Below are 20,887 nucleotides of genomic sequence, written 5' to 3' on the forward strand. Positions count from 1 at the left end.
GTCTAAATCCTCCGGTGCAAAATCCCGTGTGTGCCAATTTATTTCGTACGAACGTTCTATTTCATGTCAGTCGGCAAGTACGGCCAACGGAGCTAATGTTCGTTGTTTGTTGGCATGTCTTCGAGTGACGACCAGACATCCGCCGGCGACATGAGGAACCGCGATGGGGCCTCGTCCGGTTGTTCATGCGTGAATGACTCCGGTAAACAATAGGATTGCTGGTGCGAGCGCGGTACCGACAGCTTCGACGACCGCGACTACTGCGGCGGTGTGGGCAAGGGGCTTGCCAAGGCCCAGGATGAGGAAAAACAGAAACCACAAGGCTGCCCACGCGAACCAGCTGACAGCGATCCACGCGTCGAAGACGCCACTGGCGTGCGACAGTGAATACAGCCCGGCTGGAAGGGCGATGACAGCCACCACGAGTGAGAACCATCCGAGTGCAGCGCCGTTGACTCCGGTGAATTGGTTGGCGCCCACCCACAGATACGTCAGCGCAAACAGCCCGATGTAGGCGGCCGGGGCGGCACTGGCGGCGTCGGAAGCTCGGGCCAGTGTCAGCGTAACGATTACCAATCCGACCACTCCGGTGAAGACATTGACGATCGCAATATCTTTACCAGCCAGACGATTTGGACGGGCCGGTGTAGTGGAGTGCCACATCCACAGGCCGTTGACGAGCAAGCTTGCGCCGACGAACACGAGAAAGACGGGAAGCATTGTTAAACACGCTTTCGTGGTGAGGTTAATCGATCCTTTGGCATGCGAACCAGAACGCAAACGATCGTCTCGGGTGCCGGAGAACCGCCAGAGTGGTGCGCCCCGAGACTTTGGTTCTGTATCGCGGTCGTGTTAATGGTGGTCGGCGGCGGGCTGATCGGCCTGACAACGGCGTTGCTGCTGGCCGGGACTACCGCAGCTCTCGATCGGGCCGGCAGGCTGTTGAGCCCACCGGCGCGGGCGGCGAGATCGCGCTATCCCGGTCGGCGATCGGCCCAGGGGCGGGCGCGCTCGAAGTTGGCTGCGGCGCGCAGGACCGCGGCGTCGGCGTGTGGACGCGCGGTGATCTGCAGGCCGACCGGCCGGCCGTCAGCGGTGAAGCCGGCCGGCACGGAGATGGCCGGGGTAGTCATCATGTTGAACGGGAACGTGAGGACCCAGGCCATTACCTGGCGCCGCAGCGTGTCGCCGACGAGCTGGTCGGGCGTGAACTGCGTGATCGGGAAGGCGGCCTCGGCGAGCGTTGGGGTGACGAGCAGGTCGTAGTTGGTCATGAACGCGGCGAACGCGTCCCACATCCCGCCGCGGAAAACGTCGGCACGCGCGACCTCGAGAGCCGGGAGCTGCTCGAGCTCGTGCATGAGCGCGATGAGGTTGTCGTCGACGTGGCCGCGCTGCTCGTCCCAGTCGAGCAGGTCGTGCCCACTGCCGATGCCGGGGACCCAGAGCCCGTTCCACATCGCGTCGATCGGGTCCTCCCACGGCGGGGTGTCCTCGGTGACGGTCGCGCCGAGCTCCGCGAACGCCGCCACGGCGCTGCGGCAGATGCTCGCGATCTCCTCGTCGACGCGCGCGTAGCCGAGGTCGGGTGAGTAGGCGATCCGCCATCCCGAGATGTCCTTGGCGAGTTCGGCCACGTAGTCGACGTCGTCGGCGGGCAGGCTCGTCGGGTCGGAGGGATCGGGGCCCGCGAGCACGCTGAGCATGAGCGCGTTGTCGGTGACGGTGCGCGTCATCGGGCCGTGGTAGACCCACGGGCTGTATCGCACGCCGAGGATCGATTGCGGGATCCGGCCGCCCGAGGGCTTGAGGCCGACGATCCCGCACAGTGACGAGGGCGACCGGACCGAGCCGGCGCCGTCGCTACCCTCGGCCAGCTGGCCAAGCCCGGCCGCGACGGCCGCCGCGGCACCGCCGCTGGAGCCTCCCGCGATCAGCCCGTGTTTCCATGGGTTGTGCGTGGGGCCGTAGAGGTGGTTGTCGGTGCTGCCGCAGTGGTAGCCGCTCTCGATGGTGTTCGTCTTGCCCAGGAACAGCCCACCGGCCTCACGCATCCGCGTCACGACGGCCGCGTCGCGGTCGGGGATGTTGTCCTTGAGCGGCTCGAGCCCGAACGTGAGCGCCAGCCCGGCGACGGCGGTGAGGTCCTTGATCGAGTAGGGGACGCCGTGCAGTGGCCCCAGATCACCGCCGGCGCGCTGGAGGCGGGTGAGTTCCTCCGCATCGTCCAGCACCTTGTCGCGGTTGAAATCGCAATAGGCGTTGAGGTCGGGATTGACCGCCTCGATCCGCGCGACCACCTGCTCGGCGACGTCGGTCGGCGTCACCTCGCCGCTTCGGATCATCTGCGCCAGATCGATCGCCGGCACCCAGCAGAGTTCATCGGAACCCGTCATCGGTTTTCTCCTTGTTAATCGAGGGCATACGTCACTGGGCCGCTGCGTGGGCGCGTGGGCTGGAATGACGCCAACATTGAATCGAGTGAAATAGCTTCACGTGATCGTGATTTGGTTCACGTGACTGCGCGGTGTGCGCTGTTGGCAAGGTAATCGCAGAAATTGGTAGTTTCCCAGGTCCAATCGAGACCTGATTAGAGGTACCACGGAAATGGTCGTAGCAAGATCGTGAGGCGGGCTGACCGCGACACCGATAATCCGGTTGATTGTCGCGGTGCTAGCCTGGGCGTCGGGCGTATAGCCCAATATCCGTACCGCTCACAGCGTTTCATTAGCCGAGCTGCTTTTTGTGGACCGTCGGCGGCGCACAAGCGCAGCGTCTTAGCGGGTCCCTGCATCGCGCGAGCGCGATCCACAGGCAAATGCTACTGAGGAGTCATCGCGACTTGAGGATGTCGTCGAGAACGCGCACGCCTTCGCGCACGTCGGCGCGGGTGGTTCCGGCGTAGCCGAGTAACAAGCCGGCGGTGTGGTTGGGTTCGTAGTGGTGTATTGATAGGGGCCAGACGTGGACCCCTTGTTGCAGAGCAGCATTGGTCACTGTCGTGTCCGTGGCGGCGGTGTGCATTCGCCCGATCAGGTGCAGGCCGCCATCGGATGGTTTCAGTTCGAGGTGCTCGCTGAGCGGTTCGGCTTCACGAATCAATTGGTGTTGGCGCTCCGCGTGGAGGGTCCGCATCCGCCGTAAGTGGTGCACGAAGTGTCCTTGCTCCATGAAGTCGGCCACGACCGCTTGGTCTGTGAGGTGGGCGTGCATATCGGCACCCAGATGGGCCGCGATGAAACCGTCGGTCAGATCGGCAGGCGCGATGAGATATCCGAGCCGCAAGCCGGGGAAGAGTACCTTGCTGAACGTGCCGATGTAGATGACGCGTTGGTGGGTGTCGATTGCTTTGAGTGGTGCTTGCGGCCTGCCGACATACCGGAACTCGGCGTCGTAGTCGTCCTCAAGGATCCAGGCGTTGTTGCGGTCTGCCCAATCAATCAGCGCTAGACGGCGTTCCAGCGACATGGTGTGCCCCAGGGGGAACTGATGCGACGGAGTGACGATAGCCAGTCGGGCCGCCGGTTCTGAGGAGATGCCCGCGGCGACGTCAAGCCCGAACCGGTCAACCGGTACCGGGATGATGCGGGCGTCGGCGGCCACCAGTGCTGCGCGCGCACCGAGGTAGCCTGGCTCTTCGAGCCACGCGGCATCACCGGGATCGAGCAGAATCCGGGCGCAGAAATCCAGGGCCTGCTGTGAGCCGGTCGTCACGATTATGTGGTCGGCGGTGCAGTGGATGCCGCGCGCTGTACCGATGTAAGCAGCGATCGCCTCCCGCAGCGGCCGGTAGCCGGCTGGATCGTCGTAGCGCATCAGTGACGGACCGGATTTGTTCAAGCGCGATGAATACAGCTTGTTCCACGTCGCGAACGGAAATGCGTCGAGCGCGGGGAGGCCGATATGAAAGGCCGTACCGCGCGGCCGCCGGTGCAGCAGTGCGGGCAGCGGGACGCGCCGTGCGGCGGCTAGCCGTTGACCCCGCTGCGACAGCGTCGCCGTCGCTGGACGCGCTGAGGCCGCCGACACTGCAAATGGGCTCATCTGCAAGTACTGCTCGGGAAGCACTCGCGAGACGTAGGTCCCCGACCCCGCGCGACCTTCGACATAGCCTTCGGAGCCAAGTTGGTCGAACGCCGCCAAGACGGTGTTGCGCGAAACACCATGGTCTGCAGCCAACACTCGGCTCGCCGGGAGTCGTGCCCCCGCGGCCAGTTGGCCCGTCAGGATGGCTGACCGCAATTGCTCGTAGAGCACCTTGTAGGCCGGAACACCGGATTTCACGCCCGCAGAGCCACCGTGCGCTGGCTTGTTTCGGTCCGATGTCATGTGGATCCTCCAACCAAACGCAAATTGGTCCTGGTATCTACGCCAGTTCTTCCTAGGCTACAGAACCAATACATCACCCGGGCCCGGTTTCGCCGTCCCCCACAGCCCCAGGCGCACAGTGCGTCTGACCCTCTCAAGGAGGTAACACCGATATGTCGATCTACCTGAGCATGCAGCGCGTGCGCTTCTCCAGCCCCGACGCCTACGCGAAATTCAAGGTCGTCTTCGCCGACACTCGGCACCACCTGATGCAGTTGCCGGGTTTTCTGCACCTGACGTGGTGGGAGCATCCCGACGATCCGACCTGGTTCAACGAGTGCAGCTTCTGGACCAGCAAAAAAGCGCTCAACGACTGGCACATGGATATCTACCACAAGTATGCGAAGGCGTGGGCCGCCAACGGCGCGATCATGGAAGACATCATCACCAACTTCGAGCTCGTCGGAACCCGGCTGCTACGCATTTGCCCATGCTGTAATGAGTTGCAGGACAAGAAATATGACCTCGCTTACGAACAGGCGACGCTGCATGAGCAGTGCCCCAAATGCGGATTCCACTTCCCATACATGACCGAACAACCGTCGAGCTTCGCGGTCTTCAAAGACGCCGCCATCAACCCGCCGCTTGAGGACAACGTCGAAGGCCACGCGCCAGCAGAATCGCTGGCATAGGGACTGTCCGAGCACCGGCGCTGCGTTCAAGCGCGATAGCGTGATGCCGGGTGTTCCGCTGGCGGACGACCAAGCAATCCTTGAACTGAGCTTTTGCAGCGAAGATCAACAATCGGTCGCGGCAAGCCGATGTTTTGTCAAATTAGGCAAGCGTTTCCGGTGAATCTTCGCTGCAGCTCTGCACCCACGGCCCGATCCGGCGTAGCGCCTCTTTGATGTCGCTCGTTGGCCCCGCGAAGGACAGCCGGACGTATGAACCACCGCGGACCGTGTCGAAGTCGATTCCGGGCGCAATGGCAACACCTGTGTCGGCCAACAACTTCGAGCAGAAGGACAGCGAGTCGTCGGTCAGATCGCTGACATCGGCGTACACGTAGAACGCGCCGTCTGTCGGCGCTAGCCGATCGATCCCGATACCGCGCAGCCCGTCGAGCAGCAACCTGCGGTTGTCGGCGTAGTGCGCCAGCAACCCGTCGGCCTCGGCCAGAGACTCCGGGGTGAACGCGGCCACCGCGGCGTGTTGCGCCAGTGCCGGTGGGCAAATGGTGAAGTTGCCGGTGAGGCAGTCCACCGCGCGGCGCAGTTCCTCGGGTACCAGCAGCCAGCCGAGCCGCCAGCCCGTCATCGCGAAGTACTTCGAAAAGCTGTTGACCACCACGGCATCTCGGGAAGTCTCCCAGGCACAGCTGGTCGCGGGCGCGCCGTCGTAGACCAGGCCGTGGTACACCTCGTCACTGACCAGACGCACACCCGACGCCTCACACCACGTGGCGATCGCGGCGAGCTCATCGGGTGCGATGACGGTCCCGGTCGGGTTCGCGGGGCTGGCCACGATCACACCGACGACCGGGGGATCCAACTCTTCGAGCATGGTGACCGTGGGCTGGAACCGGGTCTCCGGGCCGCATGGAATCTCGACGACTTCGCAGCCGAGCGCGGTGAGGATGTTGCGGTAACACGGATAGCCGGGGCTGGCGATCGCCACGCGATCTCCAACGTCGAAACAGGCCAGGAACGTCAGCAGGAATCCGCCGGACGATCCGGTGGTCAGCACTACCTCGTCGACACCTACTTCGACGCCGTACTTGCGGTACGACGCGGCGATCTCGGCACGCAATTCCGGGATCCCCAGCGTGACGGTGTAGCCCAGCCGGTTGCCATGGATCGCCGCAACAGCGGCCTCGCGCACCGCGGTCGGCGGTCCCGCGCTGGGCTGGCCTGCCGACAGGTTGACCAGGTCACCATGGGTGCGCTGACGTTCGGCGGCGGCCAGCCACACGTCCATCACGTGGAACGGCGGGATACCTGCGCGCAATGAGACGTCCATCTCAGCCAGGCTAGAACACCTCGGCTTCGAGCCACCGCAGATGGCCTCGCTGCGACCGCCGCGGCCTGGCCGACATGCGCGATGAGGTATCTGCTGAGAGCTCGGTCGGACCCTAAGGTTCAAGGTATGAGTGACTCCGGCGACGAAAGTTTTCTGACCGTCGTCGTGGCGCTCGGCGCCAACGCATTGATCGCCGTTGCCAAGACCCTGGCCGCGGTGGTCACCGGCAGCGCTTCGATGCTGGCAGAGTCCGCTCACTCGTGGGCGGATACCGGCAACGAGGTGTTTTTGCTGATCGGCACCCGCAAGTCGAACAAGCCGGCCAACGCCGAACACCGGCTCGGTTACGGCAGGGCCGGTTACATCTGGTCGATGTTCGCGGCCTTCGGGTTGTTCACCGTCGGCGCGGTGGTGTCGATCTGGCACGGGATCCAGTCGTTGGGCGAGGAAGCCGAGGCAACGTCGTACGGCTGGGCGTACGCGGTGCTGGCGGTGTCCTTCGTACTGGAGGGAACTTCGTTTCTACAGGCGTTTTCGCAGACCCGCTCGGGCGCGGTGCGGCGGCGCATTCATCCGCTGCGCTACATCCGGGTGACGTCCAACCCCATGCTGCGCGCGGTCTTCGCCGAGGATCTGTCGGCCTTGATCGGCATCGTGATCGCGACGTGCGGCATCCTGGCCCATCAGCTCACGGGGAATGCGCTGTGGGACGCGATCGGCTCCATCCTGGTCGGTCTGCTGCTCGGCTGCGTCGCGCTGTTCCTCATCGGGCGCAACATGGACTTCCTCACCGGCGAGGCGGTCACCCCGCTTGCCCGCAACAATGTGCTGCGCGCGCTGCGGGACCATCGCGACGTCGAACGGGTCAGCTACCTGCACATGGAGTGGGTCGGGGCCGATCGCATCTACCTCGTCGCCGCGGTCGACCTGGTCGGTGACGCCGCCGAATCCAATGTTGCCGCTCGGCTCAGCACCATCGTCGCCGCGCTGCAGGCCCGCCCGGAGATCGTGCGGGCAGTGCTGACCCTCACCCGGCCGGGCGACACCACTGACCTGCTGCCCGGTGAGCTGCCTGACTGGTACCGCTGAGTCAGGTTGAATTGGGGCGTGGCCGAAATCAATCCTCAGATCGTCAGCGCCAGCCGGGAGATCGCTGCCCCGGCGGCGGCCATCTTCGAACTGATCGCCGACCCCGCCCAACAACCACGCTGGGACGGCAACGACAACCTGGTGCAGGCCGAGGCCGGGCAGCGGGTGCATGCCGTTGGGGACGTGTTCACCATGACCCTCACGACGGGCGGCGTGCGTGAGAACCACATCGTGGAATTCGAGGAGGGTCGGCGGATCGCGTGGCGGCCGTCGGAGGTCGGCGCCGAGCCGCCGGGGCACCTGTGGCGCTGGGAACTCGCGCCGCTCGACGACGGGCGTACCACCGTGACCCACACCTACGACTGGACAGCGCTGACCGACCAGAAGCGATTGGGGCGGGCCCGCGCCACCACGGCAGACAAGCTGCTGGGTTCGATCGACCGGCTGGCCGCCATCGCGGAAGGCTAATGGCCGGCGGCGAATTCCCGCAGCGACGCCACCTGCCCGGTAGCCAATGACGGGCGAACGGTTTCGCGGGCCGCCGCGACGTCTGCGGCGGTGACGTCGGCTGCGTCGATCGAGCGTCGCATCGCCGTCAGCGCCGCCTCCCGCAACAGCGCTGAGCAGTCGGCGGCACTGTAGCCGTCCAATTCGGTGGCCAGCGCGTCCAGATCGACGTCGGCGGCAAGTGGAATGGATTTTCCTGCGGTACGCAGGATTTCGCGGCGGGCATCGGCGTCGGGCGGTTCGACGAACACCAGCCGCTCGAGCCGGCCCGGCCGCAGCAATGCGGGGTCGATGAGGTCGGGCCGGTTGGTCGCACCGAGCACGATGACATCGCGCAGCGGATCGATACCGTCGAGCTCGGTCAGCAGCGCCGCCACCACGCGGTCGGTCACCCCGGAATCCACACTCTGTCCCCGCCGCGGTGCCAGCGCGTCGATCTCGTCGAGGAACACCAGCGACGGCGCCGAATTGCGGGCCCGGGCGAACAGTTCACGGACGGCCTTCTCCGACGAGCCGACCCATTTGTCCATCAGCTCAGCACCTTTGACGGCATGCACCGACAACCGGCCCGAGCTGGCCAGTGCCCGCACCAGAAACGTCTTGCCGCAGCCCGGCGGGCCGTACAGGAGCACGCCGCGCGGCGGCTGCACACCCAGCCGCGCGAAGGTGTCGGGATGCTGCAGTGGCCACAGCACCGCTTCGGTCAGAGCCTGCTTGGTTTGAACCATGTCGCCGACGTCGTCGAGGGCGATCGATCCGACCGAGACCTCTTCGGACGCCGACCGTGACAACGGTCGGATCACCGTGAGCGCCCCAGTCAGATCCTCTTGTCCCAGTATCGGTTCCGCACCGTCCGCACTGGCCCGCGCCGCGGCCCGCAGTGCCCCCTCACGTACCACGGCAACCAGGTCGGCGACCACGAAACCCGGTGTGCGGTCGGCGATATCGCCGAGATTCAAATCGACCGACGGCACGCCGCGCAGCAGCACCTCCAGCAGGGCCTTGCGGGTCGTGGCGTCGGGCAGGCTCAACCCGAGCTCACGGTCGCACAGGTCCGGTTCGCGCAACCGCGGGTCGACGGACTCCGGCCGTGCCGAGGTGGCGATGAACGCCACACCGCGGGTGGCCACGGCGTTGCGCAGCTCGGTGAGGATCAGGGTGGCCACCGGATCGGCCGGCCGATCGGTGCTGGCCGGCAGCAACGCGTCGACGTCGGTGATCAACAACACGCCGCCGCCGTCGCGCACGGCCTGCACCGCGGCCGCCACCCGCTTGAGCCGGTCCTCGGGGTGCAGCGCACCAACCTCGGGCCCGTCCAACTCGACCAACCGCCGGGATACGCACACCACTCGGACCATGGTGGCTTTGCCGACCCCTGCGGGTCCGGACACCAGCACACCGAGATTTGCTGTGGCACCCAGGGTTTCGAGCAGCTTGGGTTCATCGAGAGAAAGCTTGAGCCACTCGGCCAGTTTGGCCGCCTGGATGTGCTTGCCCTTCAGGTCGTCGAAGCTGACCGCCGCTTTGCCCCGCGCGGGGCTGACGGTGTGCCGGCCTGCCGACTCCGGGGCCGCGACGGTAACGGGGGTGACGGCCACGCCCTCACCCCACGACACCACTGAATTCGGTTGCACGCTCACCGGTCCGGAAGGGTCCACCCCGGTCACGGTCAGCAGTTCGGACGTCCAGGTGATGCCCACCGAGGAGGCCAGCGCGCCGGTGGCCGCCGACGTCGAGGTGCCGGGACCGAGGTCGCGGGGCAACAGCGACACCGTGTCACCGACCGTCATCACCTTGCCCAGCAAGGCCATCCGCAGGGTGGCCGACGAGATCGACTGGGTGGCCAGCTTCGACCCGGACACCGTCACCGAGCGGGCCCCGTACACCGTCACCGGGGAAACCATCACGGTGGCGTCCTCGCGCAGCCCGGCGTTGGACAGCGTGACGTCATCGAGCAGCGCGGTGCCGGTTGGGGTGCCGGACGGGGCGATCCCGGCCACCGCCGCGGTGGTGCGCGAACCGGTCAGCGCCACCGCATCCCACTCGCGCAGTCCGAGCGCGGCAAGGACTTCGGGGTGCAACCGCACCACACCGCGACGGGCGTCGAGCGCGGAGGTGTTCAGCCGGGCGGTCAGCTGTAGGTGGCTGGTCACCTCGGAGGCTTCCGCAGCCCCAGACGTGCCATCGAGCGCCGGTGCGGCTGGGCCCGGCGGATGGCCCGCCGCTGGGCGCGGCGCTGCCGAGGCTTGTCGTCCCACGATTCCGGATGGGCGGCCACCCAGTGTTTGGTGCGTACCGCAAACGGGATGTGGATCGTGTAAGCCACGATGATCACCAGGATCACGATGTAGCCGTAGAACACCGAGGCCGCCACCCCGATCGCCACCAGTACCAGCAACGGCGCGACCATGTTCGGCGGCACCGTGAAGGTGTGCACTTTGCGCATCGGAATGCGGCTCACGACCAGCAGCGAGATACCGATCATCCAGACGATCACCACCCACTCCGCGGCCACGCTGTCCCACCAGGCGCCCGGGAACTGCATCTTGGCTGCCAGCGGGCCGATCGCACCGATTGCGCCCGCCGGGGCGGGCATGCCGACGAAGTACTCCTTCTCGTAGGCGGGCTGGGCCACGTCGAGCAGGGCGTTGAACCGCGCCAGCCGCAGCACTATGCACACCGCGTACAACAGCACGACGATCCAGCCCTGCTGGGAGTGCGACAGCAGCGTCGCGTACACGATGAACGCCGGTGCCACACCGAAGTTCACCGCGTCGGCCAGCGAGTCGATCTCCTCGCCCATCTTGGAGGTGGCCTTGAGCATGCGGGCCACCCGACCGTCGAGGGCGTCGAGGATCGCCGCGGTCGCCAAGAAAGCCATGGCCTCCGTCGGCAGACCGTCCAGGGCCATCTTGACCGAGGTCATGCCCAGGCAGATGGCCGCGACGGTCAGGGTGCTCGGCAGTATCCGGACCGGCATCGCGCGCGGTTTGATACGGGCTCTGATCATGCCAAACCCGCGATCACGCCAGCTCCGCCAATACGGTTTCCCCGGCCAACGCCCGCTGGCCCTGGCTGACAAGCAGTTTTGAGCCCTCGGGCAGGTAGGTGTCCAGGCGCGAGCCGAACCGGATCAGTCCGTAGGTTTCTCCGATGGCGAGTTTGTCGCCGACCCGCGCATCGCACACGATCCGGCGGGCGATCAGACCGGCGATCTGCACCGCGATCACCTGAACGCCGTCGGGCGTGCGGATGACGACGCTGTTGCGCTCGTTGTCTTCGCTGGCGGCTTCCATCTCCGCGGAGTGGAACCGGCCCGGACGGTGCTGCACGGCCACCACCTCACCGCCAATGGGGGCGCGCTGCACGTGTGCGTCGAGCACCGACAGAAAGATACTGACCCTCGGTAGCGGGGTTTCCGGCAAACCCAACTCGGCCGGTGGCACGGCGTCCTGGATCAGGCACACCAGCCCGTCGGCCGGTGAGACCACCACGCCCGGCCGGGTCGGCGGCACCCGGGGCGGATGCCGGAAGAAGGCGGCATTCGCGCCGGCGGCGAGCAGGCCGGCACGCCGTATCCAGCGGTGGTTGCGTCCGATCGCGGCGACCGCGAGGCTCGCGCCGACGAACGGCAGACCCGCGGAATGCATGGGCGGAACGCTGGATCGCACCAGCGCAGCAAGGCGTTCTGGACCGGATTGGAGGTCGGGGCGTCTGGCCATCGGGAGGATTCTACGTGCGCCGGGTTATCTGAGGTCCCAGACCGGAACCGGTGCTCCGGCGGCCAGTTCGGTGACGTCCTCGTCGATCTGCAGCAGACAGTTCGCCGAGGCCAGCCAACGCAGGTGGTGTGACCCTGCAGGCCCGTAGCCGGTGACGGTGTCGCCGGTCAGCACGCCGCGGCGGAACTGCCGTTTTCCGCGCGGCGAGGTCAGATCCTCGCTGAGGAACGCGGCGCGTCGCGGGCGGTCCGGCCGGGGATGGCCCATCGCCGCGCGCAGCGGGCCGCGGATGAACACCTCGAAGGACACCAGGGCGCTCACCGGGTTGCCGGGCAACGTGACGACAGGGGTGCCGTCGATCGTGCCCGAGCCCTGCGGCATGCCGGGCTGCATGGCCACCTTCACGAACTCGACCTGTTCGGACAGAGCATCTTTGACCACCTCGTAAGCTCCGGCGCTGACTCCGCCGGTGGTGATGATCAGATCGACCTCGGCGGCATGCGCGGTCAGGGTGGCGCGGAAAGTTTCGACGTCGTCGACGGACATGGGCGCGACGGTCACCTCGGCGCCGGCGTCGCGGACCGCCGCAGCCAGCATCACCGCGTTCGATTCGTAGATCTGGCCGGGCAGCAGCGGGATACCGGGCGCCACCAGCTCGGTGCCGGTCGACATCACCAGGACCCGCTGCCGCGGAACCACGAGCAGGTCGGGTAGCCCCAGTGCGGCGGCTAGACCGAGTACCGCGGGGGTGACCACCTGCCCGTTCCGCAGGACTGTGGCGCCTGCCATGACGTCCTCACCGGCGATGCGGATGTGCTGCCCGGGCCGCGCCGAGGCCCGGACGGTCACAGTGTCGGTGGCGCCGTCGGTGGCCTCCACCGGGACCACCGCGGTGGCGCCGGACGGCACCGGTGCGCCGGTCATGATCCGGTGGGCGGTACCGGGTTTGAGCGTCAGCGGATCGGTGCGACCGGCCGGGATGTCCTCGTCGACCGGCAGTCGCACCGGGTGCTCGGCGGTGGCATCGACCAGGTCGGTGGCGACGACGGCGTAGCCGTCCATGGCGGAGTTGTCGAAGCCGGGCAGTGACAACGGCGCGACGACATCGGCGGCCAATACCAGGCCCAGCGTGTCCGCGAGCGGTAGTTGTTGCGGCGCACGGGTTTTGAACAGGCCGGCGATGATGCTCTGATGTTCTTCGACGCTGCGCACGGCTAACACGATACTTTCGTCGCCTACGGCCGCGCCCGAGCCTGGTGGTGATGGAATCGTCGTCGACGGACCTTCAGCGAACTCCATTCTCCGAGAGAGACACCCGCCGCGAGCGCAGTGCTGATCGCCAATGCGCCCAGGACCGAGGAGAACCCCACGTAACTCTGCTCGTTCAGAATCGCGTAGATGCCGTGGAGCAGGGACAGGCCCGGCAGCAGCGGAGTGATACCCGAAATCGATACGAGCAGCGGCGGGGCGAGGTGGCGGCGCTCCATCAGTTGCCCGACCAGGCCGACCGGAACTGCGGCGATGAACGACGATGTCACGGGACCCAATCCGATGCTCAGCCCGAGCAGATAACCGACGATGGCGGTGGCGCCACCGAACGCCGCGGCCACCGCTGCCTTGCGTTCGGCGTAGCAGGCCAGGGCGAACGCTGCCGCACTGGCCGCGCCGAATGCCACCCGCACGGGTATTTCGGCCAGCGCGGGCGGTGCGGTCGCGCCGATGTCGATGGCCGGCGCCCCGAAGCGGTTGGCGAGGTGCAACACCAAGGCCACCCCGGCGATCGTCGCGGCGGTCAGCATGAGCAACTCGAAGAAGCGACCCGCGGCGGTGACGGGAGCACCGGCGATGACGTCGCCGACCGAACCCACCAGCGACAGGCCCGCGAGGATCACCACCAAGCCGGCCGCGATGGCCACAGTCGGTTCAAACGGCACGCCTTTCTTGAGGCACAGCCAGAAGATCGCCAGCGGTGGCGCGGTCGCGATCACCCCGCCGATCGCGTACTGGAAGAAGAACGGGAGCCCCTGCTTGTTCAGGCGGCGGTTGACGCGGTCGATCAGCATGGTGCTCAACGCACTGACCAGACAGACCAGCAGGCTGCCACCCAAGGTTCCCGCGGTCGCGAATGCCAGTGCGCCCCACGCGAAGGTCGCGACCCAGCGCTTGTAGGGATGTGGGGCGGTGATGATGGCGTCCAGCTCGGCGTGCGCATCTGCTGGGCTCAACTTCTGCGCGGTGATGCGCCGGATCAGCCGGCCGAGGGCTGCCAGCCGACTGAAGTCCATGGACCTGGAGTGGACGATGTGCATCGAGCTGGCCGGCGGCAGCGCGGGCCCGCGGTACACCGCGATGTGTATCGCCGTGTTGATGACATCGACTTCGCAGTGCTCGATCCCGTACGCGGACACGACTTTGATGACTTGGTGCCCAGTGGCAACCGCCGGGGTCCCCGACGCCATCAGGACGGATCCGAGGGTGCCCGCGAGGTCGAGCACCGCGCCGACGCGCGCATCGTAGAAGTCGTCGGGTGCTTTCCGGTCGGGTTTGATCAGGGGGAAGCTGTCGGTCGGTGCCTCGGTCTCCCGGACGATCCGGCTCAAGATTCTGCGTTGACGAGCCCGCCGCTGAGGCTGGCCCGCAGGATCACCGGTCAACGGCAAGCGCTCCTTTTCGGTACATATGGGTCGCCCGCCGCAGCTACACCGGGTAGCTCACGCCGGTCAGCTCCTCCGACACCGTCCACAACCGGCGCTGCAGGTCGACATCGTGCGACTGCTTGCTGGACTGGACGAGCTTCGGGTAGCCGCGCAGCTCGCGGAATCCGTCCGGGCCGTAGTACTGGCCGCCGCGCACCGCCGGATCGGTCGCCGCCCGCAGTGTGGCCAGGGCTCCCTTGAGTGCACTGTTGGTGACCAGAGCCGTGAGTTGGCTGACACCCGGTAGCCCGGCGCCGGGAATGTGCCGCGTGAGTTCGGTGTCGGAGATCCCCGGGTGGGCGGCCACGGCGATGGTGGGCTCGTTCTTCGCGGCGAGCCGCCGCTGCAGTTCGTAGGTGAACAGCAGATTCGACAGCTTGGACTGCCCGTAGGCGGCCACCCGGTTGTAGCTGTGTTCCCACTGCAGGTCATCGAAGTGGATAGCGGCCTGAATGCGGTGGGCGATGCTGGCGACCGCGACGACGCGCGAGCCGTCGACCGGCAGCAGATGGTCCAGCAGCAGCCCCGTCAGAGCGAACGCGCCCAGATGGTTGGTGCCGAACTGCAGCTCGAAGCCGTCGACGGTGGTCTGCTTCGGGGGGTACATCACGCCGGCGTTGTTGATCAACAGATCGATACGCGGATATGCGGCCCGCAGTTCGTCGGCGGCAGTGCGCACCGAGTCCAGCGAGCCCACGTCCAGCTGCTGCACCTTGAGGTCGGCTTTGGGAGTTGACGCGGTGATACGGTCGACGGCTTCGCGGCCCTTGTCCAGGTTGCGCACCGCGATCACCACGTGCGCGCCCTTGCCGGCCAGCACGCGCGCGGTTTCATAACCCAGGCCGGTGTTGGAGCCGGTGACGATGGCAATTCGGCCCGACTGGTCGCCGACGTCGGCCTCGGTCCACTTCGCGGTGGCGCTCATGAGTAAAACTCTACGGGTGCGCGCGGGCCCCTACACTGCCTCGATCACGGATACCCGCGAGCCGGACCGCAGCGCGTGTCGATGTGGATGTGGCGTGCGATGAACCGGCCGTTGTCGGCGACTGCTGCGATGCCCGCCCGAGCCAGAGAGTTCCCGTCGGGTAGGCCCGCGTAGTACAGGCCGGGGATCACGCCGAGAATTCCGCCTTGCTGCAGCGGGACGCCGTTCTCATCGAGCACATGGCTGGGCAGGATCCGGTAGTCCGGCGCGAACCCGGTGCACCACAGGATGGTTGAGATGCCGTGGCGCGCAAGGTCGAGTTGGGTGTCGAAGCCGCGGTCGCGTAGGCCGGCGTCGATCTTGTCGATCACCGCTCGGAACGAGAGGGCGAATTCTTCGGCGATGTCGACGCCGTTCTCGGCGAGGGTGCCGAGGTTGAGTTCGGCCCCGCCGTCTTTGACACCGCTCACGGGCAGGCCGGGCAACTTCGTGGCGTCGGAATCGCTTCCTGCCGTGACGAAGTCGTCATACAGCGAGAACACGTACATCCATTCGTGGATGCTGCGACCACGGTAGTTACGGGGCCACGCGCGGTGCCGTCCGACGGACAGGAAGACGCGACGTCGGTTCGGGCTGGCCGAATCGGCGTTGCGGTACTGGGAAGCGCGGGGACTGTTGCGCCCCGCCCAGCGCCGTTCGAACTGGCGTCGGTACGGGCCCGAGGAACTACACCGGATCGGGTTGATCCAGATGTGGCGGGAAACCGGCCTGATGAGCCTCGACGGGATCACGACGGTCCTCACCGCGGGTAGCCACGACTGGCGTCAAGCCGTGCTCGACCGCCTTGTGGTGATCGAGCGCCAGCAGGATCGGCTGACGAAAGCCAAGGCCCACCTTGAGCACCTGTTGACGTGCCCGGACGAGAATCCGGCCGAAGACTGCCCGTACCTACGGGCAATGTCGGCTGAACAATCTTCTGGTCCTGCCTGAGCACCGAGTCGGGCATGCTCGACTCATGGACCGCTCTGTAGCGCTGATCGATCCGGCACACCCGCCGAGCCGCAAGGCGCCGCTGGTATGGGCCCTGGGCGCGGCCATCCCGTGGATGGTGCTGGTGCCGGCCCAGTTGATCTGGCTGCTGGTGGACCGCCGGATGATGTGGCTGCACGGCGCGGTGGCCGCGTGCAGCGTGGCGGCGATCGTGCTTTTCGTGGTGGTCGTGCCACTGTGGCGGTTCCGCGTGCACCGCTGGGATGTGCAGGTCGATTCCGCTACCCCGGCGGTCTATACCCGGTCGGGTTGGCTGGTGCAGGAACGTCGCATCGCGCCGATCTCCCGGGTGCAGACCGTCGACACCCATCGTGGGCCGCTGGACCGACTGTTCGGCCTGGCCAACGTGACGGTGACGACGGCGTCGTCGGCTGGAGCGGTGCGGATTGTGGCGCTCGACGCCGATGTCGCCGACCGCATCGTCGCCCGGCTGACCGACGTGGCCGCGATCGGCGAACAGGACGCCACGTGACTGAACACCCGTCGGCGATCCAGTCGCAATGGAGCCGCCTGAGCCCGCGCATGCTGCTGGTGCACCCGGTTCACGAGGTGCTCCAACAGATTCCGCTGCTGGTGGGATCGGTGGTGCTCGGTTCGGCTACCGGAAACTCGTTCTGGACGGTCGCGGCGGTGACCGTGACGGTGGCGTTCGGCGTGGCCCGCTGGTTCACCACCACCTACCGGATCGAACCCGGCGAGGTGCAACTGCGCACCGGAGTGCTGCAGCGCAAGACACTGTCGGTGCCGCGCAACCGGATTCGCTCGGTATCGACCGACGCCCGGCTGCTGCACCGGTTGCTGAGGCTGACCGTGTTACAGATCAGTACCGGACAGGAAGCCAAGGGCGACACCAAGTTTGCCCTCGATGCTGTAGAAGCCGCCGAGGTGCCCCGGTTGCGGGCGATCCTGCTCACCGATGCCGTGCCCATGACCGACGACGCCCCGCCGGGTCAGGAGCTGGCCAGCTGGCAGCCGTCGTGGCTGCGGTACAGCCCGCTGAGCTGGACCGGCCTGGCCATGATCGTCACCGCCGTCGGTATCCTCTACCAGGCGGGAGTCATTGCCGCACTGGATAATTCACAGCTGGCGCGGTTCGGTCTGGGCGTTGCGCAGCGGCTGGGAGTGGCCGTCAGCGCGGTCATCCTGGTGCTGGTGCTCCTCACACTCTCGGTGCTGCTGTCGGTGTTGCAGTCCCTGGTCGCCTACGCGAACCTGGTGCTGCGCCGCGACGCCGACGTGCTGCATCTGCGGCACGGGCTACTGCGGGTGCGCGAACACACCTATGACATGCGGAGGCTGCGGGGCGGCACGCTGCGGGAGCCCCTGCTGGTCCGGATGTTCGGCGGGGCCCGGCTGGATGCGGTGATGACCGGCGTCGGCGAGGAGGGCCAGGCGTCGCTGCTGCTGCCGCCCTGCCCCGCCGACACAGCGCGCGGCGTGTTGGCCGACCTCATCGAGCAGCCCGACGCGGTGACCGGGCCGCTGCGGGCCCACGGTCCGGCGGCGGTGCGCCGGCGGTGGACCAGGGCGCTGGTACTGCCGGTCCTGGCCGCCGCGGTGCTGCCCTTCGTCGCGGTGCCGGCCTGGGCGTGGATCCTGTGGGGCGTGGTCACAGTGGGTGCTGTGGCGCTGGCCGCCGACCGGGCACGGTCGCTGGGGCATCGCGTGGACGCGGGCTGGCTGGTGGCCCGTTCCGGCAGCCTCGAACGCCGTCGCGACTGCCTGGACACGGCGGGCATCATCGGCTGGACCGTGCGGCAGACTCTGCTGCAACGCCGGGCCGGGGTGGCGACGCTCATCGCGGCGACCGCGGCGGGACGCAAGCGGTACCAGGTGATCGACATCCCTGCCGCGCAGGCCTGGGCGCTCGCGGCCTCGGCCACACCGTGGTTGGCCGGCAGTGCCTGGGCCGAGAACGCGGCGGGTTCCGGCTCGCGCTGAACCGCCGAGCGTTTATTGTCGCTGCATGGCGATCGGTGGCGTGCTTTTCGACATCGACGGCGTGCTCGTCACGTCGTGGCAGCCGATTGCCGGAGCTGCCGAAACACTGCAGGTGCTCAGCGAGCATCAGATCGCCCGGTCCTATCTGACGAATACCACCACCCGTACCCGCGCGCAGATCGCCGAGTTGCTGACCGGCGCGGGCATGAAGGTCGACGCCGACGAGGTGATCACCGCCGCGGTCCTCACCGCCGACTACGTGCGTGACCGGTATCCCGATGCCCGATGTTTCCTGGTCAACAACGGACAGATCGACGAGGACATGCCCGGTGTCGACCTGGTGTATTCGAGTGAATTCACCGGGCCGCGGGCCCCCGAGACACCCGACGTGGTGTTGCTCGGCGGTGCCGGGCCGGAGTTTAGCCACCTGACGCTGAGCTGGGTCTACGACTGGATGGCCCAGGGTGTTCCCGTCGTCGCCATGCACCGCAGTACGTCGTGGAACACGGCCGACGGACTGCGGGTGGACACCGGCATGTACCTGATCGGCATGGAAGAGACCTCCGGCCGCAAGGCGACCGCGGTGGGCAAGCCCGCGCCGGAAGGGTTTCTCGCCGCGGCCAACCGGCTCGGTCTCGATCCCGAAGAGATGTGCATGATCGGCGACGACCTCAACAACGACGTACTGGCCGCGCAGGTGGTTGGCATGACCGGGGTGCTGGTACGGACCGGCAAGTTCCGCCAGAACACTTTGGACCGTTGGGCTGCAGACGAATTCGCGATGCAGCCCAACCATGTCATCGACTCGGTGGCCGGCCTGCCGGAGCTGCTCGGGCTGTAGGAGCACGCACGTCAGGCCTTGAGGGTGCGGACCGCCTCGATACGCTCCTTGAGCTGCTGCGTGGTCGCCGCGGCCACGGGTGGCCCACCGCAGATGCGGCGCAGCTCGTTGTGGATCCAGCCGTGCGGCTTGCCGGTGCGGTGGTGCGCGATGGTCACCAGGGCGTTCAGTTCCCGACGTAGATCCCGTAACTGGCCATGCGTGGTGCGTGACGGCGGCGGACCGCCCGCTGCCACTGCTTCGGCCGTGCGCTTGGTGAGCTGCTCATCCTGCCTGCGGCGCAACAGATCTCGCATCTGCTCGGCATCGAGCAGGCCGGGGATGCCGAGATAGTCGGCCTCTTCGTCACTGCCGGCGGGCGTCGCCGTGCCGAAGGAGGACCCGTCGAAGATGACCTGATCCAGCTCGGCGTCCGCGCCGAGGGACTCGAAGCCGTTCTCCAGCTCGTCCTTCTCGTCCTTGCGTTTCTCTGCGGCTTCCAGTGCCTCGTCATCCAGGCCGTCGGACTCGCGGTGTGGCTTGCCCAGCACGTGATTGCGCTGGGCTTCCATCTCGCTGGCCAGCAGCAGCAGGTTGGGCACCGATGGCAGGAAGATGCTCGCGGTCTCGCCCGTGCGGCGTGATCGCACGAACCGGCCGATGGCTTGGGCGAAGAACAGCGGCGTCGACGCGCTCGTCGCGTACACACCGACCGACAGTCGCGGTACGTCGACACCTTCGGACACCATGCGCACCGCGACCAGCCAGCGGCTGGTGCTTTCCGAGAACTGGCTGATGCGGTCCGACGCGCCGGGGTCGTCGGAGAGCACCACGGTCGGAGCTTCGCCGGTGATCTTGGTGAGCAGATCGGCGTAGGCGCGGGCCGTGGTCTGGTTGGTGGCGATGATCATGCCGCCGGCATCGGGCACGTGCTGACGCTTCTGCTGCAACCGCTTGTCGGCCGCGGCGATGACGGCGGGCATCCATTCGCCGGCCGGGTTCAGCGCCGTGCGCCAGGCCCGCGCGGTCTGCTCGGCGGTCAGCGGTTCGCCGAGGCGGGCCGCGTGTTCCTCGCCGGCGCTGTCGCGCCAGCGGGCCTCGCCGGAGTAGGCCAGGAACACCACGGGCCGCACCACACCGTCGGCCAGCGCGTCGGAATAGCCGTACACATGGTCGGCCTGGGAGCGTTGGAAACCACTCTCGTCGGGCTCGTAGGTGACGAACGGGATGGGGCTGTCGTCGCTGCGGAACGGGGTACCGGTCAGGGACAGCCGCCGCGTGGCGTCATCGAAGGCCTCGCGCATCGCGTCGCCCCAGCTTTTCGAGTCACCGCCGTGATGGATCTCGTCGAAGATGACCAGCGTCCTGCGGTTCTCGGTGCGCACCCGGTGCCGGGTCGGGTGGCTGGCCACCTGGGCGTAGGTGACGACGACGCCGTGGTACTCGGACGAGGTCTGCGAGTCTGAGTTGCTGAACCTCGGGTCGAGCGCGATGCCGTTGCGCGCCGCCGACTGCGCCCACTGGATCTTGAGGTGTTCGGTGGGCACCACCACGGTGATCGCGTCGACCGTGCGGTCGCCCAGCAGCTCGGCGGCGATCCGCAGCGCAAACGTCGTCTTGCCTGCGCCAGGAGTGGCGACCAGCAGATAGTCACGAGGTTTGCTGGTCAGATAACGCACCAGCGCCTTGCGCTGCCAGCCCCGAAGTGCCTGGGTGCTGGGCGCCGCATCAGCCCGCACCCGAGGCTCCTCTCAGTCGGAAAGCAGTCTAGGTCAGTGCGTTACGTCGGCGCATATCCGCAGGAGCCGCG

19 protein-coding genes are annotated in these 20,887 nt (G+C 67.0%); 7 read left to right on the forward strand and 12 right to left on the reverse strand.

All coding sequences use genetic code 11. From position 1 onward, the window contains the following. Positions 1 to 183: 183 nt before the first annotated feature. The 3 genes from H276_RS0115390 to H276_RS0115400 all read right to left on the reverse strand — a co-directional run bounded on the left by H276_RS0115390 (position 184) and on the right by H276_RS0115400 (position 4,329). The gene (locus H276_RS0115390; protein WP_019972200.1) at positions 184 to 720 is read right to left on the reverse strand and encodes an AmiS/UreI family transporter; all 537 of its coding nucleotides are present in this window, start codon (positions 718 to 720) and stop codon (positions 184 to 186) included. Between the two features lie 254 nt (positions 721 to 974). Next, a complete protein-coding gene (locus H276_RS0115395; protein WP_019972201.1) occupies positions 975 to 2,396 on the reverse strand; it encodes an amidase in 1,422 nt (473 codons plus the stop codon). A 436-nt stretch (positions 2,397 to 2,832) separates the two neighbouring features. Continuing rightward, positions 2,833 to 4,329, reverse strand: a complete 1,497-nt coding sequence (locus H276_RS0115400; protein WP_051111456.1) for a PLP-dependent aminotransferase family protein — start codon at positions 4,327 to 4,329, stop codon at positions 2,833 to 2,835. Between the two features lie 152 nt (positions 4,330 to 4,481). On the opposite strand from H276_RS0115400, the gene H276_RS0115405 reads away from it, so the two are divergent. Further along, the gene (locus tag H276_RS0115405; protein ID WP_019972203.1) at positions 4,482 to 5,000 is read left to right on the forward strand and encodes an antibiotic biosynthesis monooxygenase; all 519 of its coding nucleotides are present in this window, start codon (positions 4,482 to 4,484) and stop codon (positions 4,998 to 5,000) included. A gap of 142 nt (positions 5,001 to 5,142) precedes the next feature. On the opposite strand, the gene H276_RS0115410 is transcribed toward H276_RS0115405, so the two are convergent. After that, complete coding sequence (locus tag H276_RS0115410; protein ID WP_019972204.1) at positions 5,143 to 6,327, reverse strand: pyridoxal phosphate-dependent aminotransferase; 1,185 nt, start codon at positions 6,325 to 6,327, stop codon at positions 5,143 to 5,145. Between the two features lie 126 nt (positions 6,328 to 6,453). On the opposite strand from H276_RS0115410, the gene H276_RS0115415 reads away from it, so the two are divergent. Next, positions 6,454 to 7,416, forward strand: coding sequence for a cation diffusion facilitator family transporter (locus H276_RS0115415; protein ID WP_019972205.1), 963 nt, complete (start codon positions 6,454 to 6,456; stop codon positions 7,414 to 7,416). Between the two features lie 18 nt (positions 7,417 to 7,434). Continuing rightward, positions 7,435 to 7,884, forward strand: coding sequence for an SRPBCC family protein (locus H276_RS0115420; protein WP_019972206.1), 450 nt, complete (start codon positions 7,435 to 7,437; stop codon positions 7,882 to 7,884). Here the strand turns inward: H276_RS0115420 and H276_RS0115425 are convergent. The 7 genes from H276_RS0115425 to H276_RS23090 all read right to left on the reverse strand — a co-directional run bounded on the left by H276_RS0115425 (position 7,881) and on the right by H276_RS23090 (position 15,814). Then, complete coding sequence (locus H276_RS0115425; protein WP_019972207.1) at positions 7,881 to 10,076, reverse strand: AAA family ATPase; 2,196 nt, start codon at positions 10,074 to 10,076, stop codon at positions 7,881 to 7,883. The genes H276_RS0115420 and H276_RS0115425 overlap by 4 nt on opposite strands. Then, complete coding sequence (gene pssA, locus H276_RS0115430) at positions 10,073 to 10,933, reverse strand: CDP-diacylglycerol--serine O-phosphatidyltransferase (protein WP_019972208.1); 861 nt, start codon at positions 10,931 to 10,933, stop codon at positions 10,073 to 10,075. The genes H276_RS0115425 and pssA overlap by 4 nt, the downstream gene beginning before the upstream one ends. A 13-nt stretch (positions 10,934 to 10,946) precedes the next feature. After that, complete coding sequence (locus tag H276_RS0115435) at positions 10,947 to 11,645, reverse strand: phosphatidylserine decarboxylase (RefSeq protein ID WP_026357043.1); 699 nt, start codon at positions 11,643 to 11,645, stop codon at positions 10,947 to 10,949. Positions 11,646 to 11,669: 24 nt separating this feature from the next. Then, positions 11,670 to 12,857: a gephyrin-like molybdotransferase Glp gene (gene glp / locus H276_RS0115440; protein ID WP_019972210.1), complete on the reverse strand. Its 1,188-nt coding sequence runs from the start codon at positions 12,855 to 12,857 to the stop codon at positions 11,670 to 11,672. Between the two features lie 23 nt (positions 12,858 to 12,880). After that, positions 12,881 to 14,245, reverse strand: coding sequence for a threonine/serine exporter ThrE family protein (locus H276_RS23085; protein WP_019972211.1), 1,365 nt, complete (start codon positions 14,243 to 14,245; stop codon positions 12,881 to 12,883). A gap of 97 nt (positions 14,246 to 14,342) precedes the next feature. Then, complete coding sequence (locus tag H276_RS0115450) at positions 14,343 to 15,266, reverse strand: SDR family NAD(P)-dependent oxidoreductase (RefSeq protein ID WP_019972212.1); 924 nt, start codon at positions 15,264 to 15,266, stop codon at positions 14,343 to 14,345. A gap of 44 nt (positions 15,267 to 15,310) precedes the next feature. Beyond that, positions 15,311 to 15,814, reverse strand: a complete 504-nt coding sequence (locus H276_RS23090) for a hypothetical protein (RefSeq protein WP_019972213.1) — start codon at positions 15,812 to 15,814, stop codon at positions 15,311 to 15,313. A 100-nt stretch (positions 15,815 to 15,914) separates the two neighbouring features. On the opposite strand from H276_RS23090, the gene H276_RS23095 reads away from it, so the two are divergent. From H276_RS23095 to H276_RS0115475, 4 genes are read left to right on the forward strand one after another with little or no spacing between them, the layout of a single operon-like run. Then, positions 15,915 to 16,256, forward strand: a complete 342-nt coding sequence (locus H276_RS23095; RefSeq protein WP_019972214.1) for a MerR family transcriptional regulator — start codon at positions 15,915 to 15,917, stop codon at positions 16,254 to 16,256. Between the two features lie 25 nt (positions 16,257 to 16,281). After that, on the forward strand, positions 16,282 to 16,788 hold the full coding sequence (locus H276_RS0115465) for a PH domain-containing protein (protein WP_019972215.1): 507 nt from the start codon (positions 16,282 to 16,284) through the stop codon (positions 16,786 to 16,788). A gap of 50 nt (positions 16,789 to 16,838) precedes the next feature. Next, positions 16,839 to 18,257 carry a PH domain-containing protein gene (locus H276_RS0115470; protein WP_051111464.1) on the forward strand — a complete coding sequence of 473 codons (1,419 nt, stop codon included), beginning with the start codon at positions 16,839 to 16,841 and terminating at the stop codon, positions 18,255 to 18,257. A 25-nt stretch (positions 18,258 to 18,282) separates the two neighbouring features. Beyond that, positions 18,283 to 19,098: an HAD-IIA family hydrolase gene (locus H276_RS0115475; protein ID WP_019972217.1), complete on the forward strand. Its 816-nt coding sequence runs from the start codon at positions 18,283 to 18,285 to the stop codon at positions 19,096 to 19,098. Positions 19,099 to 19,109: 11 nt separating this feature from the next. Here the strand turns inward: H276_RS0115475 and H276_RS0115480 are convergent, their stop codons facing one another. Next, positions 19,110 to 20,816 (reverse strand): DEAD/DEAH box helicase, encoded by a 1,707-nt coding sequence (locus tag H276_RS0115480; protein WP_019972218.1) that lies wholly within the window; start codon positions 20,814 to 20,816, stop codon positions 19,110 to 19,112. Positions 20,817 to 20,887 lie beyond the last annotated feature (71 nt).

The organism is Mycobacterium sp. 141, assembly GCF_000382405.1.
Taxonomy (GTDB): domain Bacteria; phylum Actinomycetota; class Actinomycetes; order Mycobacteriales; family Mycobacteriaceae; genus Mycobacterium.